Here is a 24462-nt window from a genome sequence, read left to right on the forward strand (position 1 = left end):
AAGCTGCCGTTGCTGACCGCGTACGCGACGATCAGCACCCAGAGATCGCCGTCGCGGTGCAGCAGCCTGGCGACGTGCAGGCCGAGCAGCGCGCTGATGGTGGTCGAAGACGCGGCCCGGTGGGCCCCGGCGAAAGCCGCCGACGCCACGATGGCGGCGACGGCCGGCAAACGCGCCGCCAGCCCGAGTGGAAACGCGCCCCCTCGTGCCACCCATGGCGTTCCACTCACGGCACGGACGGATCGCGAGTGGAACACCATGGGTGCCTGGACAGCCCTGAGACACCCATGGTGTTCCACCCAGGGCCCCGGCAGACAGCGAGTGGAACACCGTGGGTGCCTCGAGCCCTGAGACAGCCTGGCGTTGCGTGCACCGCGTTGGGTGGGTCGGCGAGGTGCGTCCGCAGCCGGGAGGGTCGCGGTCCCGGGCCCGCTGCCAAAGCCCGGACGCCGCCAGGGCCGGCACGCTCGCCACGGCCACGGCCACCGCCAGGCGGGACGGGTCAGGCGCGGGGGGTCAAGTGGGTGAGCACCGCGTCGGCGAGCCGGTCCGGGGCGCCGTCGGCGTACCCGACGAACAGACTCGGCTCGGTCAGCTCCAGCTCGACCAGCACGGGCTCGCCGTCCGGGCCGGGGATCAGGTCGACCCGGGCGTAGAGCAGGCGGTCCGGGCCGCCGGGCACCACCGCCAGCACCTTCTCGGCCACGGCGCGCTGCTCCGCCGTGGCGGCGCGGGCGTCGATCCGCTCCTCCTTGTAGAGCGCGGCCTCGCCCAGGTCCGGCCCGGTCAGCATCGGACCCTTGCGGATCGCGTGGCTGAACGCCAGGCCGTCGGGGCCGGCCAGGAACAGCAGGGCGGTCTCCCCTGCGGTGTCCACCGCGTCGAGGTACGGCTGGACCATGGTGACCCGTCCGGCGCCGGAGAGCCGCCGTACGTGGGCCAGCGCCAGCTCGCGGTGCTGCCCGTCGGTCAGGTCGTAGCGGCCGGTGTCCTGGCTGCCGGCGCTGACGGCCGGCTTGAGCACGTACTCGCCGGTGGCCGGTGGCGTCCACGCCTGCCCGGGCTCGACCCACTCGGTCGCGACGGTGGGGACCCCGGCGGCGGCCAGCTCGGACAGGTAGCGCTTGTCGGTGTTCCAGGCGACCACGTCGGCCGGGTTCACCAGGGCCGGCACGGTACGCGCCCAGGCGACGAACTCGTCCCGCCGCAGCGCGTAGTCCCACGGGGAGCGGAGCACGACCAGGTCGTACCCGCCCCAGTCGACGGCCGGGTCGTCCCAGACGGCGATCTCGGTGGTGACGCCGCGGGTGGCGAGCGGGCCGAGCGCGAGCCGGTCGTCCGGGTCGAGGTCGGGCAGCTCGGCGCAGGTGACGAAAGCGACCCGGGGTCTCCCCCGGGTCGACTGGTGGTGGTCGGTCATTCGGTTATGTCAACGGGCCATCGTGCGCCGGGCCATCGACCGCCAGAGGTCGTTGCTCGGACGCATCTGGTCCATCAGTTCACGCTCCCAGGCGTTCTCGACGTCGACTCCGGCCTTCGCGCAGGCCTGCCGCGCGACGTTCGTGTCGTCGGCGAACTGGTCTGCCCATACCCCGTCGGAACCCACGAGGACGATCCGTGCGCCGCGCTTGCCGACGTACTCGATGACCGCCTTCGCGCCGCCGTGCCCGGCGGCGAACGACTTGATGCCCGCGACCAGGCCGTTGGGGGCCTGCTCGGCGGTCTTGTCAGCCGTCAGCGTCGTATCGGAACCATCTGCCATGACGCGAAGCCTAAGCAGACTTCCACCCGGATGTGCGAGAACCATGAACTGAATGTGATGCCAATTACCCATCGGTTTAAGAAGAACCACAGGTAATTTGCCCGTACATGTCGCTTAATCCTGGGCGAAGCGGACAGGCGAGATCGTCACAATCTGTCCAGGTTGGCCCCCTCCGCGGAAGCCCGAAAAAAATTTCTGATGAACCGCCGGACGGGCGGGTCAGATGAGCGCGTCGAGCGCGACGGCCGCGAAGAGGATCGTGAGGTACGTGGTGGACCAGTGGAACAGCCGCATCGGCTTGACCGCCTCGCCGCGCGTCGCGCGCCGGCACAGCTTGTGCGCCTCGACGAGGAAGATCCCGCCGACCACGAGCGCCGTCACGCCGTAGATCGGGCTCATCCCGAGCGGCCACACCGCCAGCGAGGAGAGCACCGTCAGCCAGGAGAAGCCGATGATCTCGGCATTGACCCGCCGGACCGAGGCCACCACCGGCAGCATCGGCACCCCGGCGCGGGCGTAGTCCGCCTTGTACTTGATGGCCAGCGCGTAGAAGTGCGGCATCTGCCAGAAGAAGACCACAGCGAACAGGCCCCACGCGGCCGGCGCCAGCGTGCCGGTGACAGCGGCCCAGCCGATCAGCACCGGCGCCGCACCGCAGATGCCGCCCCAGAACGTGTTGGCGGCGGTGGTCCGCTTCAGCCACAGCGTGTAGACCAGGTCGTAGTAGGCGATCGCAGCCACCGTCAGCACCGTCGCCAGCCAGTTCGTCGCCGCCGCCATCAGCGCCACCGACACGGCGGCCAGCACCAGGCCGAAGACCAGCGCGCTGCGCGGCGACACGGTGTGCGCGGGCAGCGGGCGGCGCTTGGTGCGCCGCATGAGCTGGTCGATGTCGCGGTCGATGTAGCAGTTGATGACGCTCGCCGCGCCGGCCGCGAGCGACCCGCCGACGAGCACCACCGCGACCAGCCACAGCGACGGCATCCCGCCGTGGGCCAGCATCATCGCCGGCACGGTGGTCACCAGCAGCAACTCGACGATCCGCGGCTTGGTCAGCGTCACGTACGCCGCCACCACGGCGCGCACGTCCCGCCGGCCGCTCGCCGGCAACTCCGCCACCGCGCCCACCGGCGACTGCCCGGCAGGGTTGCTGACGGGGCGCTCGGTGATCATGCTCACGGATTGCCACCTTCCGGCATCGGCGGGGGAGGTCGTTCGGCCCGGACCGCTGCGGGTCCACACACCGCCCCACACACTACGCGGCGTCGTTTTCGCTGCCCCGTGGACCCGGCAACGGTGCGAGCCGTCACACCTGGGGTTGAACGGCGAGACGTCCGCGATCCGTACAGAACAGCATGCTGAGATCCCCGGGCGGACGTTTAGCACCGCTCGATAGGGTCATCAGTGAGGGTTCCGCCCATCTGCCGAGGAGCACAACCATCGTGGCTGCCAACCGACCCGAGCTTCCCGCTCTCAACTGGTCCGACCTCGACCGCAGGGCCGTCGACACGGTCCGCGTGCTGGCCATGGACGCCGTGGAGAAATCCGGCAACGGCCACCCGGGAACGGCGATGAGCCTCGCCCCGGCTGCGTACCTGCTCTTCAACCGGGTCATGCGGCACAACCCCGCCGACCCGAACTGGGCCGGACGCGACCGGTTCGTGCTCTCCGCCGGCCACTCCAGCCTGACGCTCTACATCCAGCTCTTCCTCTCCGGCTACCCCCTGTCGCTGGACGACCTCAAGGCGCTGCGCCAGTGGGGCTCGCTCACCCCGGGCCACCCGGAGCACGGCCACACCCCGGGCGTGGAGACCACCACCGGTCCGCTCGGCCAGGGCCTCGGCAACGCGGTCGGCATGGCCATGGCGGCCCGCCGCGAGCGCGGCCTGTTCGACCCCGAGCCGGACCGCGCCGACTCGCCGTTCCGGCACGACATCTGGTGCATCGCCTCCGACGGTGACATCGAGGAGGGCATCACCCACGAGGCCAGCGCGCTCGCCGGTCACCAGCAGCTCGGCAACCTCTGCGTGATCTACGACGACAACGAGATCTCGATCGAGGACGACACCCGCATCGCCAAGAGCGAGGACGTGGCGGCCCGCTACGAGGCGTACGGCTGGCACGTGCAGACCGTCGACTGGCGCAGCGGCGACGCCGACCAGGGCGACTACCACGAGGACGTGGAGGCGCTCTACCAGGCGCTGCTGGCCGCCAAGGCGGAGACCGACCGGCCGTCGTTCATCGCGCTGCGCACGATCATCGGCTGGCCCGCCCCGAACAAGCAGAACACCGGCAAGATCCACGGCTCGGCGCTCGGCGCGGACGAGGTCAAGGCCACCAAGGAGATCCTCGGCTTCGACCCGCAGCGCACCTTCGAGGTCGACGAGGAGGTGCTCAAGCACGCCCGTCAGGTGCTGGAGCGCGGCGCGCAGGAGCAGGCCGAGTGGACCACCGGGTTCGACGCCTGGGCGCAGGCCAACCCGGAGCGCAAGGCGCTGTGGGACCGGATGGCCACCCGTACGCTGCCGACCGGCTGGACCGACGCGCTGCCGACCTTCCCGGCGGACGCCAAGGGCATCGCCACCCGCGCCGCCTCCGGCAAGATCCTGGAGGCCCTGGCGCCGGTGCTGCCCGAACTGTGGGGCGGCTCGGCCGACCTGGCCGAGAGCAACAACACCACGATGAAGGGCGAGCGGTCGTTCGTCCCGGCCGCGCACGCCACCAAGGACTTCCCCGGTGACGAGTACGGCCGCACGCTGCACTTCGGCATCCGCGAGCACGCCATGGGCTCGATCCTCAACGGCATCGCCCTGCACGGCGGCACCCGCCCGTACGGCGGCACGTTCCTGGTGTTCAGCGACTACATGCGCCCGGCGGTGCGGCTGGCCGCGCTGATGAAGCTGCCGGTGACGTACGTCTGGACGCACGACTCGATCGGCCTGGGCGAGGACGGCCCGACGCACCAGCCGATCGAGCACCTGACCGCGCTGCGGGCCATCCCCGGCCTGGACGTGGTCCGCCCGGCCGACGCCAACGAGACGGTCTGGGCGTGGCGGCAGGCGCTGGAGCACACCGACCGGCCGACCGCGCTGGCGCTCAGCCGCCAGGCGCTGCCGACGCTCGACCGCACCGACCTGGCCGGCGCCGAGGGCGTGGCCAAGGGCGGGTACGTGCTGGCCGAGGCGTCCAACGGCAAGCCGCAGGTGATCATCATCGGCACCGGCTCCGAGGTGCAGCTCTGCCTCACCGCGCGGGAGCGGCTGGAGGCCGACGGCACCCCCACCCGCGTCGTCTCCATGCCCTGCCAGGAGTGGTTCTTCGCCCAGGACGAGGCGTACCGGGAGTCGGTGCTGCCGCGCGGGGTAAAGGCACGGGTGAGCGTGGAGGCGGGCATCGCGATGTCGTGGCGGGCGATCGTCGGCGACAGCGGCGAGTGCGTGAGCATCGAGCACTACGGCGCCAGCGCGCCGCACACCGTGCTCTTCGAGCAGTTCGGGTTCACCCCCGACCGGATCGTGGCCGCCGCGCACGCGGCGCTGACCCGGGTCGGCGACATCACCGGTTTCACGACCGGCAACTGAGGGGAGCGTGGGCGTCATGACGGACAGGCTGAAGGAGCTCCAGGGCGCCGGGGTGGCGATCTGGCTCGACGACCTTTCCCGGGTACGGCTGAGCTCCGGCGGGCTGGACAAGCTGCGCCGGGAGAGCCACGTGGCAGGGGTGACCACCAACCCGACGATCTTCGCCAAGGCGCTGAGCGACGCCGACGAGTACGACTGGCAGCTTCGTGACCTCGCCGTACGCGGCGTGGACGTCGAGGAGGCGGTCCGCATGCTCACCACGTACGACGTGCGGTGGGCCTGCGACGTGATGCGCCCGTCGTACGAGACCAGCGGCGGCGTGGACGGGCGGGTGTCGATCGAGGTGGACCCGCGCTCGGCGCACGACGCGGCGAAGACCGTCGCCGAGGCCAAGGCGCTGTGGTGGCTGGTCGACCGGCCGAACCTGTTCATCAAGATCCCGGCCACCGAGGAGGGCCTGCCCGCGATCACCGCCACGCTGGCCGAGGGGATCAGCGTCAACGTCACGCTGATCTTCGGGCTGGACCGGTACTCGCAGGTGATGGACGCCTTCCTGGCCGGCCTGGAGCAGGCGAAGGAGAACGGGCACGACCTGTCGAAGATCGGCTCGGTCGCCTCGTTCTTCGTCTCCCGGGTCGACACCGAGGTGGACAAGCGGCTGGAGAAGATCGGCTCGGACCAGGCCAAGGCGCTGCGCGGCAAGGCCGCCGTCGCCAACGCCCGGCTGGCGTACGAGCGCTACGGCGAGGTGTTCTCCTCGGCGCGCTGGCAGAAGCTGGCCGACGCGGGCGCCCACCCGCAGCGCCCACTGTGGGCCTCCACCTCGACGAAGAACCCGGACTACCGGGACGTCATCTACGTCGAGGAGCTGATCGCGCCCGGCACCGTCAACACCATGCCGGAGCCGGTCATCCACGCCTACGCCGAGCACGGCGAGACGAAGGCGGACACCGTCACCGTCGCCTACGACGACGCGCGTCAGGTCTTCGCCGACCTCCAGTCGGTGGGCGTGGACCTGTCCGACGTAATCGCCACGCTGGAGCGCGAGGGCGTGGAGAAGTTCGAGGCGAGCTGGGTGGAGCTGCTGGAGGGGGTCAAGAAGTCCCTCGCCGAGGCGGCCAAGGGCTCGGGCAGCCCGCACCGGGCCGCCGAGGGCAACGCGCAGGCGGCCCAGCAGGCCGGCGGCAACGCGTGACCGACGGCGTCCGACGCGTCCCGGGGCCCGGCCCCGGGACGCGTCGCGCCGTACCGTGGAAGCGGTGAGGGAGCGCTGTGTGGAAGCCGAGGTGGCGCCGTGAGTGACCTGCTGGCCGGGCGGGCGGACATGGCCGCCGGGCTGGCCGTGCGCGGCGCGGACGCCCTCGGCGCGTCCGCACGCGCCTCGCTCGTCTCCCACGACGTCCCGGCCCGGCTCGCCGCCGCCGACCCGGCCCTCTGGGGGCCCGGCGCCGAGGCGGCGGCCCTCGCCCGCCTGGGCTGGCTGCACGCCCACCGGCACAGCCGGGAGCTGCTCCCCCAGCTCGCCGAACTGGCCGCCGAGCTGGACGACCTGGACCACGTGGTGCTGGCCGGCGACCCCGGCGACACGCTCGCCGCCGAGGTCGTCGCCGAGTGCCTGGGCCGCCGGGTGACGGTGCTCGACACCGCCGATCCGGGGCCGGTGCGGGCGGCGCTCGCCGCCGGCGCTCCGGCGCGTACCCTCCTGGTGCTCGCCGCCCGGCGCGGCCTGGACCGGACCACTGACGCCCACCTGCGGGCCTACCGGCAGGCGTGGGCGGACGAGGGCCCCGACGCCGCCCGGCACGTCGTGGTGGTCACCGAGCCCGGTTCCGAGCCGGCGGCGCGCGCCGACGAGCTGGGCGCGGTGGTGATCCCGGCCGAACCGGGCGTGGCCGGGCCGTGGGCCGCGCTCACCGCGTCCGGCCTGGTCCCGGCGGCGCTGGCCGGCGCTCCGGTGGCCGAGGTGCTGGACGAGGCGGAGGCGCTCACCGGCGCGCTCGACCGGGACCGGGACAACCCGGCCCTGGCGCTCGGCGCGGCCCTGGGCGCGGCGCCCGGCGCCGGACGGGACACGGTCGCGCTCGTTCCCGACGGCACCGGCCTCGACGGTCTGGGCCGGTGGGCCGGCGCACTGCTGGCGGACGCGACCGGCGGACGGCTCCTGCCGGTGGTCGCGGAGTCCCCCGGCTCCCCCGGTGCCACCGGGCCGGGCGTGCTCACAGTCGGTCTCGGCGGCGCCCTCGGCGCCGGCGTCGGACCGGGCGTGGCCGCCGACATCGCGGTGAACGGTCCGCTCGGCGCGCACCTGCTGACCTGGACCTACGCCGCCGCGGCCGCCGCGGTGACGCTGCGGGCCGACCCGTTCGCGGCACCCGCCGCCATCGAGGTCGACGTCGACGTCGAGCCCGACGCCGGGCCACCGTCGTCGGTCCGGGACGCGATCGAGGTGTACGCCCCGAGCGGCGCACCGGCCGACCTGACCGGCGCGCTGCGCTGGCTGCTCGACGGGCTGGGCGAACGGGAGCACCTCGTGGTGACCGCGTACCTCGACCGGCACGCCGACGCGGCCCTCGCCGGGCTGCGCCCGCTGCTGGCCCGGGCCGCCGGACGGCCGGTCACCTTCGGCTGGGGACCGCGCCGGCCGGAGCACACCGACCCGTACGGCCGGCATCTCCAGATCACCGGTGCGGTCACCGATGATCTGGACGTGCCCGGTCGTCCGTACACCTTCGCGCAGCTCCAGGCGGCCCAGGCCGCCGGCGACCGGCGGGCCCTGGCCGGCCGGGAGCACCGGGTGCTGCGCCTGCACCTGACCGAGCGGGCGGCGGGTGTCGCCCAGCTCCTGGAAACGGCCGGACGGACACGCACGTGACGATCAATGACCTGGAATCAGCGGACCGAGACGCAGGAGGAGGTGGCCCGGTGAACCCGCTGCGCGATCCGCAGGACCGGCGGCTGCCCCGGATCCCCGAGCCGTGTGCCCTGGTGATCTTCGGGGTGACCGGTGACCTGGCCCGCAAGAAGCTGCTGCCGGCGGTCTACGACCTGGCCAACCGGGGGCTCCTGCCGCCCGGCTTCGTGGTCCTGGGCTTCGCCCGCCGGGACTGGGGCGACGGCGACTTCGAGTCGGTGGCGCACGACGCGGCCAAGAAGCATGCCCGCACCCCGTGGCGGGAGGAGGTGTGGGCCCGGCTCGCCGGCAACATCAAGTTCGTCGGCGGCTCGTTCGACGACGACGCGGCGTTCGACCAGCTCGCCGCCACGCTCGACGAGCTGCGCGACTCGCACGGCATCGCCGGCAACGCGGCCTTCTACTTCTCCATCCCCCCGGCGGCCTTCCCGGTGGTGCTCAAGCAGCTCGCCCGTACCGGCATGGCGGACAACGCCAAGTCCGGCGGCTGGCGGCGGGTGGTCGTGGAGAAGCCGTTCGGCAACGACCTGCCCTCGGCCAAGGCCCTCAACGACCTCGTCGACGACGTGTTCACCCGCCAGGACGTGTTCCGGATCGACCACTACCTGGGCAAGGAGACGGTCCAGAACATCCTGGCGCTGCGCTTCGCCAACAACCTGTTCGAGCCGCTGTGGAACTCCAAGTACGTCGACTCGGTGCAGATCACCATGGCCGAGGACGTCGGCATCGGCACCCGCGCGGCCTTCTACGACTCCGTCGGCACGGCCCGCGACGTGCTCCAGAACCACCTGCTCCAGCTGCTCGCCCTGGTCGCGATGGAGGAGCCGACGAGCTTCGACGCCGACGAGATCCGGGCCGAGAAGCTCAAGGTGCTCAAGGCGATCACCGTGCCGCACGACGTCTCCGAGGACACCGTGCGCGGCCAGTACCTGCCCGGCTGGGTGGGCGGCGAACGCGCCAAGGGCTACCTCGAGGAGGAGGGCGTCCCGGAGGGCTCCACCACCGAGACGTACGTGGCGGTGAAGCTGGGCATCCAGAACCGCCGCTGGGCCGGGGTGCCGTTCTACATCCGGGCCGGCAAGCGGCTGCCCCGGCGGGTCACCGAGGTCGCCATCATGTTCAAGAAGGCGCCGCACCTGCCGTTCAACGCCGCCGACATGGAGTCCCTCGGCCCCAACCAGCTGGTCATCCGGGTGCAGCCGGACGAGGGCGTGGTGCTGAAGTTCGGCTCCAAGGTGCCGGGCACCACGATGGAGGTCCGCGACATCGCGATGGACTTCCAGTACGGCGAGGCGTTCACCGAGTCCAGCCCCGAGGCGTACGAGCGGCTGGTGCTGGACGTGCTGATCGGCGACCGGACGCTGTTCCCGGACGCCGCCGAGGTGGAGCAGAGCTGGCAGGTCGTCGACCCGCTGGAGCACGCCTGGGAGGGCACCACCCCGGAGCCGTACCGGGCCGGTGAGTGGGGGCCCCGGGCCGCCGACGAGATGCTGGCCCGCGAGGGCCGGGCTTGGCGGAGAGCGTGAGCGAGCACTGCGAGCGAACCAGGAGGCTCCATTGATCGGGCTGTGGGACACCACCGGCAACGAGGTGGTGAAGGCGCTGGCCGCGGAACGGCGCAGCGCGGGCGGGGTGGCCAGTGGCATGGCGCTCACGCTGATCGTGGTGGTGGACGAGAAGCGGGTACGCGAGGCCGAGGCCGCGGCCACCATCGCCGCGGCGGCGCATCCGTGCCGTCTGCTCGTGGTGGTCCGCTCCGACGTGGAACGGGACCGCAACCGGCTGGACGCGGAGATCGTCGTGGGCGGCCGGCTCGGCCCGTGCGAGGCGGTCGTGACCCGGATGTACGGGCGGCTCGCCCTGCACGCCGAATCCGTCGTGATGCCGCTGCTGGTGCCCGACGTACCGGTGGTGACGTGGTGGCACGGCGAACCGCCGCAGGAGATCTCCACCGACTTCCTCGGCGTGGTCGCGGACCGGCGGATCACCGACTCGGCGCAGGCGGCCGACCCGATCGCCGCGCTGCGGCAACGGGCTCACGACTACGCCCCCGGCGACACCGACCTGGCGTGGACCCGGATCACGCCGTGGCGCACGCTCGTGGCGGGCGCGTTCGACACCACCCAGGCCCGGGTCACCGAGGCGAGCGTGGTGGCGCCCCCGTCGGACCCGACGGCGGCGCTGATGCGCGGGTGGCTCAGCGCCCGGCTCGGCATCGACCCGGTCCTGACCGCCACCGACGAGTTCCCGCGGATGCGCCAGGTGCAGCTGCGCTGCGCCAACGGCGACGAGCTGACGCTCACCCGGGACGACAGCGTCGCGGTGTTCCGGCGTACCGGGCAGGAGGACCGCATGCTGCCGCTGGTACGCCGGCCGCTCGGCGACGAACTGGCCGAGGAGCTGCGCCGCCTCGACGCCGACCAGGTGTACGCGGAGGCGCTCGGCGCCACCGCCGGGATCACCGGGCTCGACCAGCGTCCGGCTCAGCGGGTGCACGTGTGGAAGGATCCGGCGACCGCCCAGCGGGCCGAGGCCGGCGTGACCGCGCACGCGGGCGCGACCGCGAACGAGTGACCGCCCGGACCGGGCGGTCGGAGGCACAGGTGACCGCCGGTGGGCGGTCGGAACACGAGGGCTCGACGGATGACTGAGGCGAGTGTCGCCGTACACGCCGACCCCGACCTGCTGGCGCAGGCGGTGGCGGCCCGGTTGGTGGTGAAGCTGCTCGACGCGCAGGCCGAGCGCGGCCAGGCGTCGGTGGTGCTGACCGGCGGGCGGATCGCCGCGGCGGTGTACCGGGCGGTCGGGCAGCTGCCCGCCCGGGACGCGGTCGACTGGTCCCGGGTCGACGTGTGGTGGGGTGACGAGCGGTTCCTGCCCGCCGGTGACCCGGAGCGCAACGAGACGCAGGCGCGGGCGGCGCTGCTGGACACGGTGCCGCTGGACCCGGCCCGGATCCACCCGATGCCTGCCTCCGACGGCCCCGCCGGTGACGACCCGGAGGCGGCCGCCGCCGGGTACGCCCGGGAGCTGGCCGCCGCCGCCCGGCCCGGTAACGCGATCGTGCCGCACTTCGACGTGCTGATGCTCGGCGTCGGCGAGGACGGGCACGTGGCGTCGGTGTTCCCGGAGCACCCGGTGCACCACGACAACCGGCCGGTCAGCGCGGTGCGGGGCAGCCCGAAGCCGCCGCCGGTGCGGACCACGCTGACCCTGCCGACGATCAACACGGCCGAGGAGGTCTGGCTGATCGCCGCCGGGGCGGACAAGGCCCGGGCGGTGGGCATGGCGCTGGCCGGGGCCGGGCCGGTGCAGGTGCCGGCCGCCGGGGTGCAGGGCGTCTCCCGTACCCTCTGGCTGCTCGACCGGGCCGCGGCGGCGAACGTGCCGCCGCGCCTGCGAAGCCTCCGCTGAGGTGTAAGGAAGGGCCCCTTCTTAACGTCTCCGGTAGAGAAGGGGCCCCTTCTCAACACCTCGGCTCAGGCGCGGCCACGACGTCGGCGCAGCGCGTCGAGGGCCTCGGCCAGCAGCGCCTCCCCCTCCTCCGGCGTGCGCCGCTCCTGCACGTACGCGAGATGGGTCTTGTACGGCTCGGCGCGCTCGCGGTCCGGCGGGGCGCCCGGGTCGGGGCCGGCGGGCTCACCGCAGCGGGGGCACTCCCAGGCCGCCGGCGTCTCCGCCTCGGCGGCGATCAGGAACTCGACCCGGTGCCCGTGGCGGCACCAGTAGACGACCGGGCGGCGCGGCGCGGGCTCCACCCGCTGGTCGAACCGCTCGGGGGCGGACCCGACCCGGGTGCCGCGGATGACGTTGTTGCTGGGCACGGTTGCTCGCTCCCTGTCGTCGGAGGGGACCGCCGCCGGAGGGGGCAGGCGACGGGCGACGCGCGGAGAAACAAAACTGCGCGCGGTCCGTGACGGACCGCGCGCAGATTGTACGCTTCTCAGCGCCGACTCAGGTGCCGCTGGCCATCTGCAGCCGCAGCCAGAGTCCGAGCCCGACGATGCAGGCGAACCAGACGATTCCCACCAGAACGGTGTAGCGGTCGAGGTTCTTCTCGGCCACCGACGAACCGGCCAGGCTGGAGCTGACGCCGCCGCCGAACATGCTCGACAACCCGCCGCCCTTGCCGCGGTGCAGGAGGATCAGCAGGACGAGCAGCACGCTGGTGATGACCAGCAACGTGATCATCGTGTAGGCGAACCAGATCGGCATGGCGGGGGTCAGTCCTCTCGTTGCGATCACTGCCCGGACCTGTCGGGCACGGCGGCACCGACCGGTGGACGGGCAGCGTCAAGGATAGCGAGCGATCAGCGAGCGATGTGCTCCGGGAACCGGCAGATCTGCGCGAACTCGTCCGCGTCCAGGCTGGCGCCCCCGACCAGGGCCCCGTCCACGTCCGGCTGCGCCATGATCGCGGCGACGTTCGACGCCTTGACCGACCCGCCGTACAGGATCCGGACCTGCGCGGCGGTGCCCTCGTCGTAGGTCTCGGCGATGCGCTTGCGCACCGCGCCGCAGACCTCCTGGGCGTCCTCCGGGGTCGCCGTCTTGCCGGTGCCGATCGCCCAGACCGGCTCGTACGCCACGACGACCTTGGTGACCTGCTCGGCGGTGAGCCCCTTCAGCGCGCCGTCGAGCTGGTCGCAGCAGTGCCGCACCTGACCCGACTGCTCCCGGACCTCCAGGCCCTCGCCGATGCAGAGGATCGGGGTGAGCCCGTTCGCCAGCGCCGCCGCCACCTTCGCGTTGACGAGCGCGTCGTCCTCGTTGTGGTACTGCCGCCGCTCGGAGTGGCCGACCACCACGTACCCGCACCCCAGCTTGGCCAGCATCGACCCGGCGATGTCACCGGTGTACGCGCCGGACGGGTGCGGAGAGAGGTCCTGCGCGCCGTAGCCGATCAGCAGCTTGTCGCCGTCCACGGCGGTCTGCACGGTACGCAGGTCGGTGAAGGGCGGCAGCACCACGCACTCGACGTCGGTGAGCTGCTTCTCGTTCAGGCTCGCGGCCAGCTTCTGCACCAGCAGGTTGGCCTCGAGGTGGTTCAGGTTCATCTTCCAGTTGCCGGCCATCAGCGGCCGGCGGGTCGTGCTCGCCATTCAGTTCTCCAGGGCCGCGATGCCGGGGAGGGTCTTGCCCTCCAGGTATTCCAGGGAGGCGCCACCACCGGTGGAGATGTGCCCGAACGACGACTCGTCGAGGCCCAGCGCGCGCACCGCCGCGGCCGAGTCGCCGCCGCCGACCACGCTGAACGCGTCGGCCTTGGTGATCGCCTCGGCCACGCCCCGGGTGCCGTTGGCGAACGCCGCCATCTCGAACACGCCCATCGGGCCGTTCCAGAAGATGGTCTTCGCCTGCGACAGCGCGGCGGCGAAACCGGCCACCGTCTCCGGGCCGATGTCCAGGCCCAGCCGGTGGCTGGGGATGCCGTCGGCCGGCACGGTGTCGTGCGCGGCATCGGGCGCGAACGCGTCGGCGGCCACCACGTCGACCGGGAGCATGATCTTGCCCGGCGCGCGCTCTATCAGGTTGCGGCAGGTCTCGACCATGTCCTTCTCCAGCAGCGACGTGCCCACCTCGTGGCCCTGGGCCTTGAGGAAGGTGAAGCACATCCCGCCGCCGATGAGCAGCCGGTCCACGGTCGGCAGCAGCGCCTCGATCACGGCGAGCTTGTCGGAGACCTTCGAGCCGCCCAGCACCACCACGTACGGCCGCTCCGGGGAGCCGGTGAGGCGGCTGAGCACCTCGACCTCGCGCAGCACCAGCCGGCCCGCGAAGTGCGGCAGCCGGGCCGGTACGTCGTGCACGCTGGCGTGCTTGCGGTGCACCGCGCCGAACGCGTCGTCCACGTAGGCGTCACCGAGCGCGGCGAGCTGGTCGGCGAACGCGCCCCGCTCCGCGTCGTCCTTGCTGGTCTCGCCCTTGTTGAACCGCAGGTTCTCCAGCAGCGCGACCTGCCCGTCGGCCAGGTCGGCCACGCATGCCCGCGCCGAGTCGCCGACGGTGTCCTCGGCGAAGTGCACCGGGGAGCCGAGCAGCTCACCGAGCCGCCCGGCGACCGGGCGGAGGCTGAACTGCGGGTCCGGCGCGCCCTTCGGGCGGCCCAGGTGCGAGCAGACGACCACCTTCGCGCCGGCCTGCACCAGCGCGCTCAGCGTCGGCAGGACGGCCCGGATCCGGCCGTCGTCAGTGATCTCCCCGGTCTGCTTGTCGAGCGGGACGTTCAGGTCGGCGCGCACCAGCACGCGCCGACCCGACACCCCCTCGGCGAGCAGGTCGTCGAGGTTACGGATCGTCACAGCGACTGACCCACCAGCTTCACCAGGTCCACCAGGCGGTTCGAGTAGCCCCACTCGTTGTCGTACCAGCCGACGACCTTGACCTGGTTGCCGATCACCTTGGTCAGCGGCGCGTCGAAGATGCACGACGCCGGGTCGGTCACGATGTCGGCGGAGACGATCGGGTCCTCGTTGTAGGTGAGGATGCCCCGCAGCGGGCCCTCGGCGGCGGCCTTGAGCGCGGCGTTCACCTCGTCCACAGTGGTCTCCCGGCCGACCTCGACGGTCAGGTCGGTGGCCGAGCCGGTCGGGATCGGCACGCGCAGCGCGTAGCCGTCCAGCTTGCCCTTGAGCTCCGGCAGCACCAGGCCGATGGCCTTCGCGGCGCCGGTCGAGGTCGGCACGATGTTGAGCGCGGCGGCCCGGGCCCGGCGCAGGTCCTTGTGCGGCGCGTCCTGCAGGTTCTGGTCCTGCGTGTACGCGTGGATGGTGGTCATCAGACCCTGCTTGATGCCGAACGTGTCCTGCAGGACCTTCGCCATCGGCGCGAGGCAGTTCGTCGTGCAGGAGGCGTTCGAGATGATGTTGTGCTTGGCCGGGTCGTACTGGTCCTGGTTGACGCCCATGACCACGGTGACGTCCTCGTTCTTCGCCGGCGCGGAGATGATGACCTTCTTGGCCCCGCCGTCGAGGTGCGCCTTCGCCTTGGTGCCGTCGGTGAAGAAGCCGGTGGACTCGATGACGACGTCGGCGCCGACCTCGCCCCACGGCAGCTTGGCCGGGTCCTTCTCGGCGTACGCCTTGATGGTCTTGCCGCCCACGGTGATCTCGTCGGCGGTGGCCTTCACCTCGTGCGGGAGGCGGCCCAGGATGCTGTCGTACTTGACAAGGTGGGCGAGCGTCGCGTTGTCGGTCAGGTCGTTGACCGCCACGACCTCGATGTCAGCGCCGGACGCCAGCACTGCCCGGAAGAAGTTGCGGCCGATCCGGCCGAAGCCGTTGATGCCAACCCGGATGGTCACAGGTCCCATCTCCTCGCGTTCTGGTCCGCCGGCGCCAGACCGGGGCCGGCGGAGGTGTGTGCGCCGACCGTTGGAGCCGGCCGTCGACATGTCATCTCGGCCACCCCGCCGCGGTCCCGGAGACCTGACCGCCCGAGGCGGTGAGCACGGCGAGGAGCGCCTGTTCCGGCCCCCTTGCCGTACGCAGCGACCATATCCGAGCGCGCGGCGTCGCGCTGCGGCGGGTGGTGATCCCGCTCGCGGTGCGCTGCCGCCCGAGTCCTATCAGACCACGAGCATGTCCGGCGTGACTGCCGCTTCCGTATCCGGGATGCCCAGGTCACGGGCACGCTTGTCGGCCAGCGCGAGCAGCCGGCGGATCCGGCCGGCGATGGCGTCCTTGGTCAGCGGCGGCTCGGCGAGCGCGCCCAGCTCCTCCAGCGAGGCCTGACGGTGCTCCAGCCGCAGCCGCCCGGCCGAGGTCAGGTGGTTCGGGGCGTCGTCGGCGAGGATCTCCAGCGCGCGGGTCACCCGGGCGGCGGCGGCGACCGCGGCCCGCGCGGAGCGGCGCAGGTTGGCGTCGTCGAAGTTGGCCAGCCGGTTGGCGGTGGCGCGCACCTCCCGGCGTACCCTCCGCTCCTCCCAGGCCAGCACGCTGGAGTGCGCGCCGATGCGGGTGAGCAGCGCGGCGATCGCGTCACCGTCCTTGACCACCACCCGGTCCACGCCGCGCACCTCGCGGTTCTTGGCGGTGATGCCGATCCGGCGGGCGGCGCCGACCAGCGCCAGCGCCGACTCCGGGCCGGGGCAGGTGATCTCCAGGGCGCTCGAACGGCCCGGCTCGGTCAGCGAGCCGTGCGCCATGAACGCGCCCCGCCAGGCCGACACGGCACAGCAGACGTTCGCGGCGACCACGTGCGGCGGCAGGCCGCGCACCGGGCGGCCCCGCACGTCGAGCAGGCCGGTCTGCCTGGCGAGCGCCTCGCCGTCCTTGACCACCCGCACGATGAAGTGGCTGCCCTTGCGCAGGCCGCCGGAGGCGAGCACGTGGATCTCGCTCGGGTAGCCGTAGACCTCGGCGATCTCCCGCCGCAGCCGGCGGGCCACCGCGCCGGTGTCCAGCTCCGCCTCGACCACGACGCGGCCCGACACGATGTGCAGGCCGCCGGCGAAACGCAGCAGGGCGGCCATCTCCGCCCGGCGACAGCAGGGCTTGGGCACGTCGACCCGACTCAGCTCGTCCTTGACCGCAGCCGTCATCGCCATAGTGCGCCCCCTCACGGACCGGTTCCGGCGTGTCGCCGGTGTTTACGTACGTGTCTAACGATCGGCGCGCAGGACAGGCACCAGCGCGGCGCCCAGGGCGGCTGGGTCATGACGGGGCGTGCCGTCCAGGACGGCGACGGGAGCGAGGACCAGCCGGGCACCAAGCGATTCTGCCGCACGTTCGACCGCCGCGGGATCACCCACCGCCGTGGAGTCGGCGAGCACCCGGTCCACCTTCAGCTCAGGCAGATAGCGCCGCAGTGTGTCCAGATGGTCGGGCAGGGAGAGCCCCGAGGTCTCCTTCTCGGCCACCAGGTTGAGTGTCACCAGCCGCCGCGCCGGGCTGGACACGATCGCGTCGGCCAGCCCCGGCACCAGCAGGTGCGGCAGCACGCTGGTGTACCAGCTGCCGGGCCCGAAGATCAGCCAGTCCGCCGCGCGTACCGCCGTCACCGCCTCGGCGCACGCGGCCGGCGCGGACGGGTTGAGCCGCAGCGACTCGACGGTGCCCGGGGTGACCGCGACCTGATGCTGGCCGCGCACCGTGGACACCTCGTCCGGATGCTCCGGGTCGGCGCCGCGGACCCGGGCCTCGATGCCGACCGGCTGGCGGGACATCGGCAGCACCCGTCCCACCGCGCCGAGCATCGCCCCGGCGTGGTCGAGCGCGGCCACCGGGTCGCCGAGCAGCTCGGTGAGCCCGTGCAGCAGCAGGTTGCCGACCGCGTGACCGGCCAGCGAGTCGCCCACCGCGACCGGTACCGGCGCGGCGATCGTCGGCGCCGGCGGCACGGCGGCGGCGAAGCGGTGCTGGAACAACGCCGCGCTGCGCCGGGTGGCCGGGTGGTCACCGGCCAGGGCGACGAGCGCCTGACGCAGGTCGCCCGGCGGCAGGCCGCCGCGCTCGGCGCGCAACCGGCCGCTGGAGCCGCCGTCGTCACCGACGGTGACCACCGCGGTGATGTCCAGGTCCAGTTCGGGTACGCAGTGACGCAGCGCCCGCAGCGACGCCGAGAGCCCGTGCCCGCCGCCGAAGGCGACCACCCTGGTCGGGGTCACTCCCGCCCCAGGTCCCGGTGCTGGGCGTTGGCGGCGATGCCGGAGTGGCGCAGCCGGGACGCCAGCTCCTCGGCGATGGCCACGCTGCGGTGCTTGCCGCCGGTGCAGCCGACCGCCACGGTCAGGTAGCGCTTGCCCTCCCGCTCGAACCCGGCGGTGGTGGCGTTGACCAGGTCGGCGTAGCCGGCCACGAACGCGTCGGCGCCCTCCTGGCCCAGCACGTACGCGCTGACCGCCTCCTCCCGGCCGGTGTGCTCACGCAGCTCCGGCACCCAGTACGGGTTCGGCAGGAAGCGCGCGTCCATCACGAAGTCGGCATCCGGCGGCAGGCCGTACTTGAAGCCGAACGAGATCACGGTGATCCGCAGCCGGCGGGCGTCCTCACCACCGAACAGCTCCTCGACCCGGCGGCGCAGCTGGTTCACGTTCAGGTGGCTGGTGTCGATGATCACGTCGGCCTGCTCGCGGGCCTCCTCCAGCAGGGTCCGCTCGACCGCGATGCCGTCGGCCAGCCGCCCGTCGCCCTGCAACGGGTGCGAGCGGCGCACGCTCTCGAACCGGCGGATCAGCACCTCGTCGTCGGCGTCGACGAAGACCACCCGGGGGGAGAAGCCGCGCTCGCGCAGCTCCCGGATCGCCCCGGCCAGGTCGGTGGAGAACGCGCGGGAGCGCACGTCCAGCACCATCGCCGTACGCCGGGCCGCGCCGCCGGCTTTGAACGCCAGCTCGGCCATGTCCAGCAGCAACGCCTGCGGCAGGTTGTCGACCACGTAGTAGCCGACGTTCTCCAGCGCCCGGGCCACGGTGCTGCGTCCGCCGCCGGACAGGCCGGTCACCACCACCAGGGAGGTGTCCGACTCGGCCGGCACCGTCTCCCCCTCGGTAGGCCCCAGGTCACCCGCTGTACGCGCCTCGCTCACCCGCTACCCCCAGCCGTGGCGCCGCGGCCGGTCGGCCGCGCATGGTCAATCAGCGACTCTAACGGCTGCGACCCGGCTCGGGATTCCACGGGGTGACGACCGGAACAGTTCGCCGCCCTCGGGACGGCTCGCCGAGGCGGGCGCTGTCGGGGGACGCTCGTAGACTGCGCGGATGGTCTCCCCCACCGACGAGCGGACCACCTCCCCATCGGCCACCTCCCCACCGGCCGGCTCCCCACCGACCGGCAATGCGCTCGACGTGTTGCGGCGGGTCTTCGGGTACGACGCCTTCCGCGGCTTCCAGCAGGAGGTCGTCGAGCACGTGGTGGCCGGCGGCGACGCGCTGGTGCTCATGCCCACCGGTGGCGGCAAGTCGCTGTGCTACCAGATCCCCGCGCTGGTCCGCGACGGTGTGGCGGTGGTCGTGTCGCCGCTGATCGCGCTCATGCAGGACCAGGTCGACGCCCTCACCGCGGTCGGCGTCCGGGCCGGGTTCCTCAACTCGACCCAGGATCCGGCGCAGCGGCGCCGGGTCGAGGCGGCCTACCTCGCCGGTGAGCTGGACCTGCTCTACCTCGCCCCGGAAGGGCTCGCCGTGCGGTCCACGCTCGGCCTGCTGGAACGCGGGCGGATCGCGCTGTTCGCGATCGACGAGGCGCACTGCGTCTCCCAGTGGGGCCACGACTTCCGCCCCGACTACCTCAACCTGTCGATGCTGCACGAGCGCTGGCCGGACGTACCGCGGATCGCGCTGACCGCCACCGCGACCCGGGCGACCCGCACCGAGATCGCCACCCGGCTGCGGCTCACCGAGGCCCGGCACTTCGTGGCCAGCTTCGACCGGCCCAACATCCAGTACCGCATAGTGCCCAAGCGGGAGCCGCGCCGCCAGCTGCTGAGCCTGCTGCGCGACGAGCACCCCGGCGACGCCGGGATCGTCTACTGCCTGTCCCGGGCCTCGGTGGAGAAGACCGCCGAGTTCCTGGTCGCCAACGGCATCCCCGCGCTGCCGTACCACGCCGGGCTGGACGCCTCGACCCGCGCCGCCAACCAGCAGCGGTTCCTGCGCGAGGACGGCCTGGTCATGGTCGCCACCATCGCGTTCGGCATGGGCATCGACAAGCCCGACGTACGCTTCGTCGCCCACCTGGACCTGCCGAAGTCGGTGGAGGGCTACTACCAGGAGACCGGCCGCGCCGGGCGCGACGGGCTGCCGTCCACGGCCTGGCTGGCGTACGGGCTCCAGGACGTGGTGCAGCAACGCAAGATGATCGAGACGTCGGAGGGCGACCTGGCGCACCGGCGCAACCTCGCCGCCCACCTGGACGCGATGCTGGCGCTCTGCGAGACGGTCCGCTGCCGCCGCGCCCAGCTGCTCGAATACTTCGGCGAGACCGAGGTGGCCGACTGCGGCAACTGCGACACCTGCCTCGACCCGCCGGAGTCCTGGGACGGCACCGTCGCCGCGCAGAAGCTGCTGTCCACCGTCTACCGGCTCGACCGCGAACGCAACCAGCGGTTCGGCGCCGGGCACAGCATCGACATCCTGCTCGGCAAGCACACCGACAAGATCGACCAGTACGGCCACGACGCGCTGAGCACCTTCGGCATCGGCACCGACCTGCGCGAGGCCGAGTGGCGGGGCGTGGTGCGGCAACTGCTCGCCGAAGGGCTGCTCGCCGTCGAGGGCGACTACGGCACGCTGGCGCTGACCGACGCGAGCGCGGACGTGCTCGGCCGCCGCCGCACTGTCACCCTGCGCAAGGAGCCGGAACGTCCGGCGGGCGGCCGGTCCGCCAAACCCCGGGGCGCCGCCACGGTGGTCGCCGACCTGTCCCCCGCCGCCGCGCCCGTCTTCGAGCGGCTCCGCGCGTGGCGCGCGGCCACCGCCAAGGAGCAGGGCGTCCCGGCGTACGTCATCTTCCACGACGCGACGCTGCGGCAAATCGCCGCCGAGCCACCCGTCTCGCTGGCCGAGTTGTCCCGGGTCAACGGGGTCGGTGAGAACAAGCTCGCCAAGTACGGCGAGGCGATCCTGGCCGTCCTCGCCGAGTCCTGACGCACGCGAGAAGGGCCCGGCCCCCGTGGTGGGGGTCGGGCCCTTCCGCGTGCGTCTTGCTCTTTTGCTCTGCACTCGTGGGCGCGGCGGGGTGGTGCGGTTGGTCAGCTGGTGCTGTAGCCGCGGGTGGCGATCCAGTCGGCGAGGTTGTCGATGCTCATGCGGTAGGTGGCGGTGTTCGGGTCGGCGCTGTCGGCGATGGTGACGGTGCGGCCGTCGTCGCGGTAGCCGATGACGCTGATGTAGTGGCCGCCTTCGAAGGAGTGGGTGGTGCCGTCGGTGTCGGTGGCGGTGCCGGCGATGTTGGCGACCACGGCCCGGCCGGCGTCGACGGTCTTGACCACGTCGGCGCGAAGCTTGTCGGTCTGCTTGTCGTCGGCCTTGGGGGTGCTGATCTCGACCGACTTGTAGGCGTCCTTCGCGCCGGTCTCCTTGTTCAGCACGGGGGTGATGTCGTTGATGGAGTTGGTGCCGGCCTCGGTGGTGCCCATCTCCTTGGCCATGGCGTGCACGTCGATGTTCTTGCCCTGCACGCTCAGCGCGTTGCGGGCGGCGGCGGGGCCGCAGAAGTAGAAGTTGGGCTGGGCTTCGTAGCGCACGTCCAGCTCCCGCTCGCCATGACCGCTCTTGCGGTCGGCGACCACGCTCGTGGTGCCGGTGGTGGGGGCGGCGTGGGCGGCGATGGCGGGGCCGGCGATGCCACCAGCGGTGGCGACGACACCGGCAGCGGTCAGAACGGTCTTGCGCAGCAGAGTGGTAGCCATGATGGTTGCCTCCCTGAAGTGGGGGATACGCGGCAGGGGGATGCCGCGAAGGGGAAAGTCTTGAGGGGTGCCCGTCGGACGGGCGGCACGCGGGCGGCCCGAAAGAGGGCTGCTCCGCGGCTCGGGGATGTAACGACCACCGGGCCGGGTTCATTCCCGCCGTGGCTCCCGGTCGGGTCGGTGCGACCCGACGGGGCCTGTCCGGCGGCGTGGCCTCGCGGCTCGATCCGGGGGGATGTAACGGCCGGCGGGCCGGGGTCATTCCGGGACGGCGGTGCCCGTCGCTCGGGGATGTAACGACGACCGGGCCGGGCCGATTCCCTGACCAATCCGGGCGCCTCGGCGGGCCGGTGTCCGGCGCTCGACCTGGTGCCTGGGCGGTCAGCCATGTACAACGCCTGCGCCCCACCCCGGATTCCGCCGTGAGCATGGCGCCGACCACGACGCGCCACCCCGGCAAACCGGACACCGGTCCCAGGGCGCGCTGGGCGGCGCCTTCGCGCGGTGAACGCGCACGGCCGATCTTGCAGTTTGGTGCCCAACAAGCCTCGCAAAGCGGGCACTTGTTGGGCACCAACTGCAAGATCAGGGGACGGGATGGCGGTTTCGCCTATCGGGAAGAGGCGTGGCTGGAACGGCGTAGGTGTCAAAGGCGGGCGAAGACACCCATGGCGTTCCACCCGAGGCACCTGGCGACGGCGACTGGAGCGGCATGGGTGCCAAAAGCAGCCCGAGACACCCATGGCGTTCCACCCGCGGCAGCGACGGCGGTGGCGGGCCGGCGGACCGGACACCGGGCGTTTGTTGACGCACGCCGGACAGCGGCCGGGGCCCACGACGGCAGGCGCGAGCAGGCGCGAGCAGGCGCGAGCAGGCGCGAGCAGGAGAAGGGTCAGGAACGGGGGGCGGCTTCGGTGGTGGTGGAGCCGTCCAGCGCGGCCAGGATCGCCTCGGCCGTACGCCTGCCCACCCCGGGCACCTCGGTGATCTCCTCCACCGTGGCGGACGCCAGCCGCTTCAACGAGCCGAAGTGCCGCAGCAGCGCCTTGCGGCGTACCTCACCGAGGCCGGGGACGTTGTCCAGCGCGGATTCGGTCATGCGCTTGGAACGCCGCTGCCGGTGGAACGTGATGGCGAAGCGGTGCGCCTCGTCGCGGACCCGCTGCAGCAGGTAGAGCGCCTCGGAGGTGCGCGGCAGGATCACCGGGAACTCGTCGTCGGGCAGCCAGACCTCCTCCAGCCGCTTGGCCAGCCCGCACAGCGCCACGTCGTCGATGCCCAGCTCGGCGAGCGCCTTGGCGGCGGCAGCGACCTGGGGCGGGCCGCCGTCGACCACCACGAGCTGCGGCGGGTACGCGAACTTGCGCGGTCGCCCCGTGGTCGGGTCGATGCCGGGGCGGTCGGGGTCGGAGGCGGTCTCCTCGCCCAGCTCGCCGGTTTCGGCGCGGGCGTCGAGGTAGCGGGCGAACCGCCGCCGCAGCACCTCGGACATGGCCGACAGGTCGTCCGTGGCGCCGCGCACGATGAACCGGCGGTACTCGCTCTTGCGGGGCAGCCCGTCCTCGAACACGACCATGCTGGCGACCACGTCGGTGCCCTGGATCTGGGACACGTCGAAGCACTCGATGCGCAGCGGCGAGGTGTTCATGCCGAGCGCCTCGGCGATCTCGTCGAGCGCCTGGCTGCGGGTGGTCAGGTCACCGGCCCGCTTGAGCTTGTGCCGGGCCAGAGCGTCCTTGGCGTTGCGCTCGACGGTCTCCAGCAGCGACCGCTTGTCGCCGCGCTGCGGCACCCGCAGCGACACCCGGCTGCCCCGGCGGGCGGTGAGCCAGTCGGCGAGCGCGTCGGCGTCGCCCGGCAGCTCGGGGACGAGCAGTTCGCGGGGCACGTCGGCCTCGCCCTGCTCGCCGCCGTACACCTGGGTGCAGAAGTGGTGCACGAGGTCGCCGGTGGTCAGCTCCTCGGTCTTCTCCACCACCCAGCCGCGCTGACCGCGCACCCGGCCGCCGCGGACGTGGAACACCTGCACGGCGGCTTCGAGCGGGTCGTCGGCGAAGGCGACCACGTCGGCGTCGGTGCCGTCGCCGAGCACCACCGTCTGCTTCTCCATCGCCCGGCGCAGCGCCGCGACGTCGTCGCGCAGCCGGGCGGCCCGCTCGAACTCCAGCTGCTCGCTGGCGTCGAGCATCTCCTTCTCCAGCCGCCGGACCATGGTGTCGGTGCGGCCGGCCATGAAGTCGCAGAAGCCGTCGACGATCTCCCGGTGCTGGTCGGCGGTGACGCTGCCGACGCACGGCGCGGAGCACTTGCCGATGTAGCCCAGCAGGCAGGGCCGGCCGACCTGCCCGGCCCGCTTGAACACCCCGGACGAGCAGGTCCGCGCCGGGAAGACGCGCAGCAGCAGGTCGAGCGTCTCGCGGATCGCCCAGGCGTGGGAGTACGGCCCGAAGTAGCGCACGCCCTTGCGCTTCACCCCGCGCATCACCTGCAACCGGGGGTATTCCTCGTCGAGCGTGACCGCGAGGTAGGGGTAGGACTTGTCGTCGCGGTAGCGGACGTTGAACCGGGGGTCGTACTGCTTGATCCAGGTGTATTCCTGCTGGAGCGCCTCGACCTCGGTGGCGACGGTGATCCAGTCGACCGACTCGGCGGTGAACACCATCTGCCGGGTGCGCTGGTGCAGGCCGACCGGGTCGGCGAAGTAGGAGTTGAGCCGGCTGCGCAGGTTGCGCGCCTTGCCGACGTAGATCACCCGGCCGGTGCCGTCGCGGAAGCGGTAGACCCCTGGCGACTCCGGGATGGTGCCGGGCGCGGGACGGTAGGTCGAGGGGTCAGCCACGGTGTCAAGCCTAGTCCGC

General features: G+C 72.5%; 20 protein-coding genes. 7 read left to right on the forward strand and 13 right to left on the reverse strand.

Going from position 1 to position 24462, the window contains the following annotated elements:
* Positions 1 to 502 precede the first annotated feature (502 nt).
* From ACQP26_RS20905 to ACQP26_RS20915, 3 genes are all read right to left on the reverse strand, one after another.
* Positions 503 to 1420, reverse strand: coding sequence for an ATP-grasp domain-containing protein (locus ACQP26_RS20905; RefSeq protein ID WP_433493780.1), 918 nt, complete (start codon positions 1418 to 1420; stop codon positions 503 to 505).
* A gap of 9 nt (positions 1421 to 1429) precedes the next feature.
* Positions 1430 to 1762 (reverse strand): hypothetical protein, encoded by a 333-nt coding sequence (locus tag ACQP26_RS20910; RefSeq protein WP_269705042.1) that lies wholly within the window; start codon positions 1760 to 1762, stop codon positions 1430 to 1432.
* Between the two features lie 219 nt (positions 1763 to 1981).
* Complete coding sequence (locus tag ACQP26_RS20915) at positions 1982 to 2941, reverse strand: heme o synthase (RefSeq protein WP_269705041.1); 960 nt, start codon at positions 2939 to 2941, stop codon at positions 1982 to 1984.
* Between the two features lie 263 nt (positions 2942 to 3204).
* Between ACQP26_RS20915 and tkt the strand changes: the two genes are divergently transcribed.
* From tkt to pgl, 6 genes are all read left to right on the forward strand, one after another.
* Positions 3205 to 5343: a transketolase gene (gene tkt, locus ACQP26_RS20920; RefSeq protein WP_433493781.1), complete on the forward strand. Its 2139-nt coding sequence runs from the start codon at positions 3205 to 3207 to the stop codon at positions 5341 to 5343.
* A 16-nt stretch (positions 5344 to 5359) separates the two neighbouring features.
* Complete coding sequence (gene tal, locus ACQP26_RS20925; protein WP_433493782.1) at positions 5360 to 6538, forward strand: transaldolase; 1179 nt, start codon at positions 5360 to 5362, stop codon at positions 6536 to 6538.
* A gap of 99 nt (positions 6539 to 6637) precedes the next feature.
* Positions 6638 to 8215 carry a glucose-6-phosphate isomerase gene (locus tag ACQP26_RS20930; RefSeq protein WP_433493783.1) on the forward strand — a complete coding sequence of 526 codons (1578 nt, stop codon included), beginning with the start codon at positions 6638 to 6640 and terminating at the stop codon, positions 8213 to 8215.
* Between the two features lie 50 nt (positions 8216 to 8265).
* On the forward strand, positions 8266 to 9780 hold the full coding sequence (zwf, locus tag ACQP26_RS20935) for a glucose-6-phosphate dehydrogenase (protein WP_269705036.1): 1515 nt from the start codon (positions 8266 to 8268) through the stop codon (positions 9778 to 9780).
* A gap of 31 nt (positions 9781 to 9811) precedes the next feature.
* Complete coding sequence (locus ACQP26_RS20940; RefSeq protein WP_281577246.1) at positions 9812 to 10828, forward strand: glucose-6-phosphate dehydrogenase assembly protein OpcA; 1017 nt, start codon at positions 9812 to 9814, stop codon at positions 10826 to 10828.
* Between the two features lie 69 nt (positions 10829 to 10897).
* Positions 10898 to 11668 (forward strand): 6-phosphogluconolactonase, encoded by a 771-nt coding sequence (gene pgl, locus ACQP26_RS20945; protein ID WP_433493784.1) that lies wholly within the window; start codon positions 10898 to 10900, stop codon positions 11666 to 11668.
* A 65-nt stretch (positions 11669 to 11733) separates the two neighbouring features.
* On the opposite strand, the gene ACQP26_RS20950 is transcribed toward pgl, so the two are convergent.
* The 8 genes from ACQP26_RS20950 to rapZ all read right to left on the reverse strand — a co-directional run bounded on the left by ACQP26_RS20950 (position 11734) and on the right by rapZ (position 18781).
* Complete coding sequence (locus ACQP26_RS20950; RefSeq protein ID WP_269705032.1) at positions 11734 to 12078, reverse strand: RNA polymerase-binding protein RbpA; 345 nt, start codon at positions 12076 to 12078, stop codon at positions 11734 to 11736.
* A gap of 130 nt (positions 12079 to 12208) precedes the next feature.
* The gene (gene secG, locus ACQP26_RS20955; protein ID WP_018788217.1) at positions 12209 to 12469 is read right to left on the reverse strand and encodes a preprotein translocase subunit SecG; all 261 of its coding nucleotides are present in this window, start codon (positions 12467 to 12469) and stop codon (positions 12209 to 12211) included.
* A 95-nt stretch (positions 12470 to 12564) separates the two neighbouring features.
* A complete protein-coding gene (gene tpiA / locus ACQP26_RS20960; protein WP_433493785.1) occupies positions 12565 to 13356 on the reverse strand; it encodes a triose-phosphate isomerase in 792 nt (263 codons plus the stop codon).
* Entirely contained in the window at positions 13357 to 14556 is a 1200-nt protein-coding gene (locus tag ACQP26_RS20965; protein ID WP_433493786.1) for a phosphoglycerate kinase, read from the reverse strand.
* Complete coding sequence (gene gap / locus ACQP26_RS20970) at positions 14553 to 15557, reverse strand: type I glyceraldehyde-3-phosphate dehydrogenase (protein WP_013287466.1); 1005 nt, start codon at positions 15555 to 15557, stop codon at positions 14553 to 14555. Before gap ends, ACQP26_RS20965 begins: the two co-directional genes overlap by 4 nt.
* A 264-nt stretch (positions 15558 to 15821) precedes the next feature.
* Positions 15822 to 16802 (reverse strand): DNA-binding protein WhiA, encoded by a 981-nt coding sequence (gene whiA / locus ACQP26_RS20975; protein ID WP_018788213.1) that lies wholly within the window; start codon positions 16800 to 16802, stop codon positions 15822 to 15824.
* A 54-nt stretch (positions 16803 to 16856) separates the two neighbouring features.
* Positions 16857 to 17861, reverse strand: a complete 1005-nt coding sequence (locus ACQP26_RS20980; protein ID WP_120568917.1) for a gluconeogenesis factor YvcK family protein — start codon at positions 17859 to 17861, stop codon at positions 16857 to 16859.
* On the reverse strand, positions 17858 to 18781 hold the full coding sequence (gene rapZ / locus ACQP26_RS20985) for an RNase adapter RapZ (protein WP_433493787.1): 924 nt from the start codon (positions 18779 to 18781) through the stop codon (positions 17858 to 17860). Before rapZ ends, ACQP26_RS20980 begins: the two co-directional genes overlap by 4 nt.
* Before the next feature lie 172 nt (positions 18782 to 18953).
* Between rapZ and recQ the strand changes: the two genes are divergently transcribed.
* Complete coding sequence (recQ, locus tag ACQP26_RS20990) at positions 18954 to 20840, forward strand: DNA helicase RecQ (protein WP_269705020.1); 1887 nt, start codon at positions 18954 to 18956, stop codon at positions 20838 to 20840.
* 104 nt (positions 20841 to 20944) lie between these two features.
* On the opposite strand, the gene ACQP26_RS20995 is transcribed toward recQ, so the two are convergent.
* The gene (locus tag ACQP26_RS20995) at positions 20945 to 21604 is read right to left on the reverse strand and encodes a C39 family peptidase (protein WP_281578052.1); all 660 of its coding nucleotides are present in this window, start codon (positions 21602 to 21604) and stop codon (positions 20945 to 20947) included.
* Positions 21605 to 22496: 892 nt separating this feature from the next.
* Positions 22497 to 24443: an excinuclease ABC subunit UvrC gene (uvrC, locus tag ACQP26_RS21000; protein WP_433493788.1), complete on the reverse strand. Its 1947-nt coding sequence runs from the start codon at positions 24441 to 24443 to the stop codon at positions 22497 to 22499.
* Positions 24444 to 24462: the final 19 nt, after the last annotated feature.

It is taken from the genome of Micromonospora sp. CA-248089 (assembly GCF_050948515.1).
In the GTDB taxonomy this organism is placed as follows: Bacteria; Actinomycetota; Actinomycetes; order Mycobacteriales; family Micromonosporaceae; genus Micromonospora.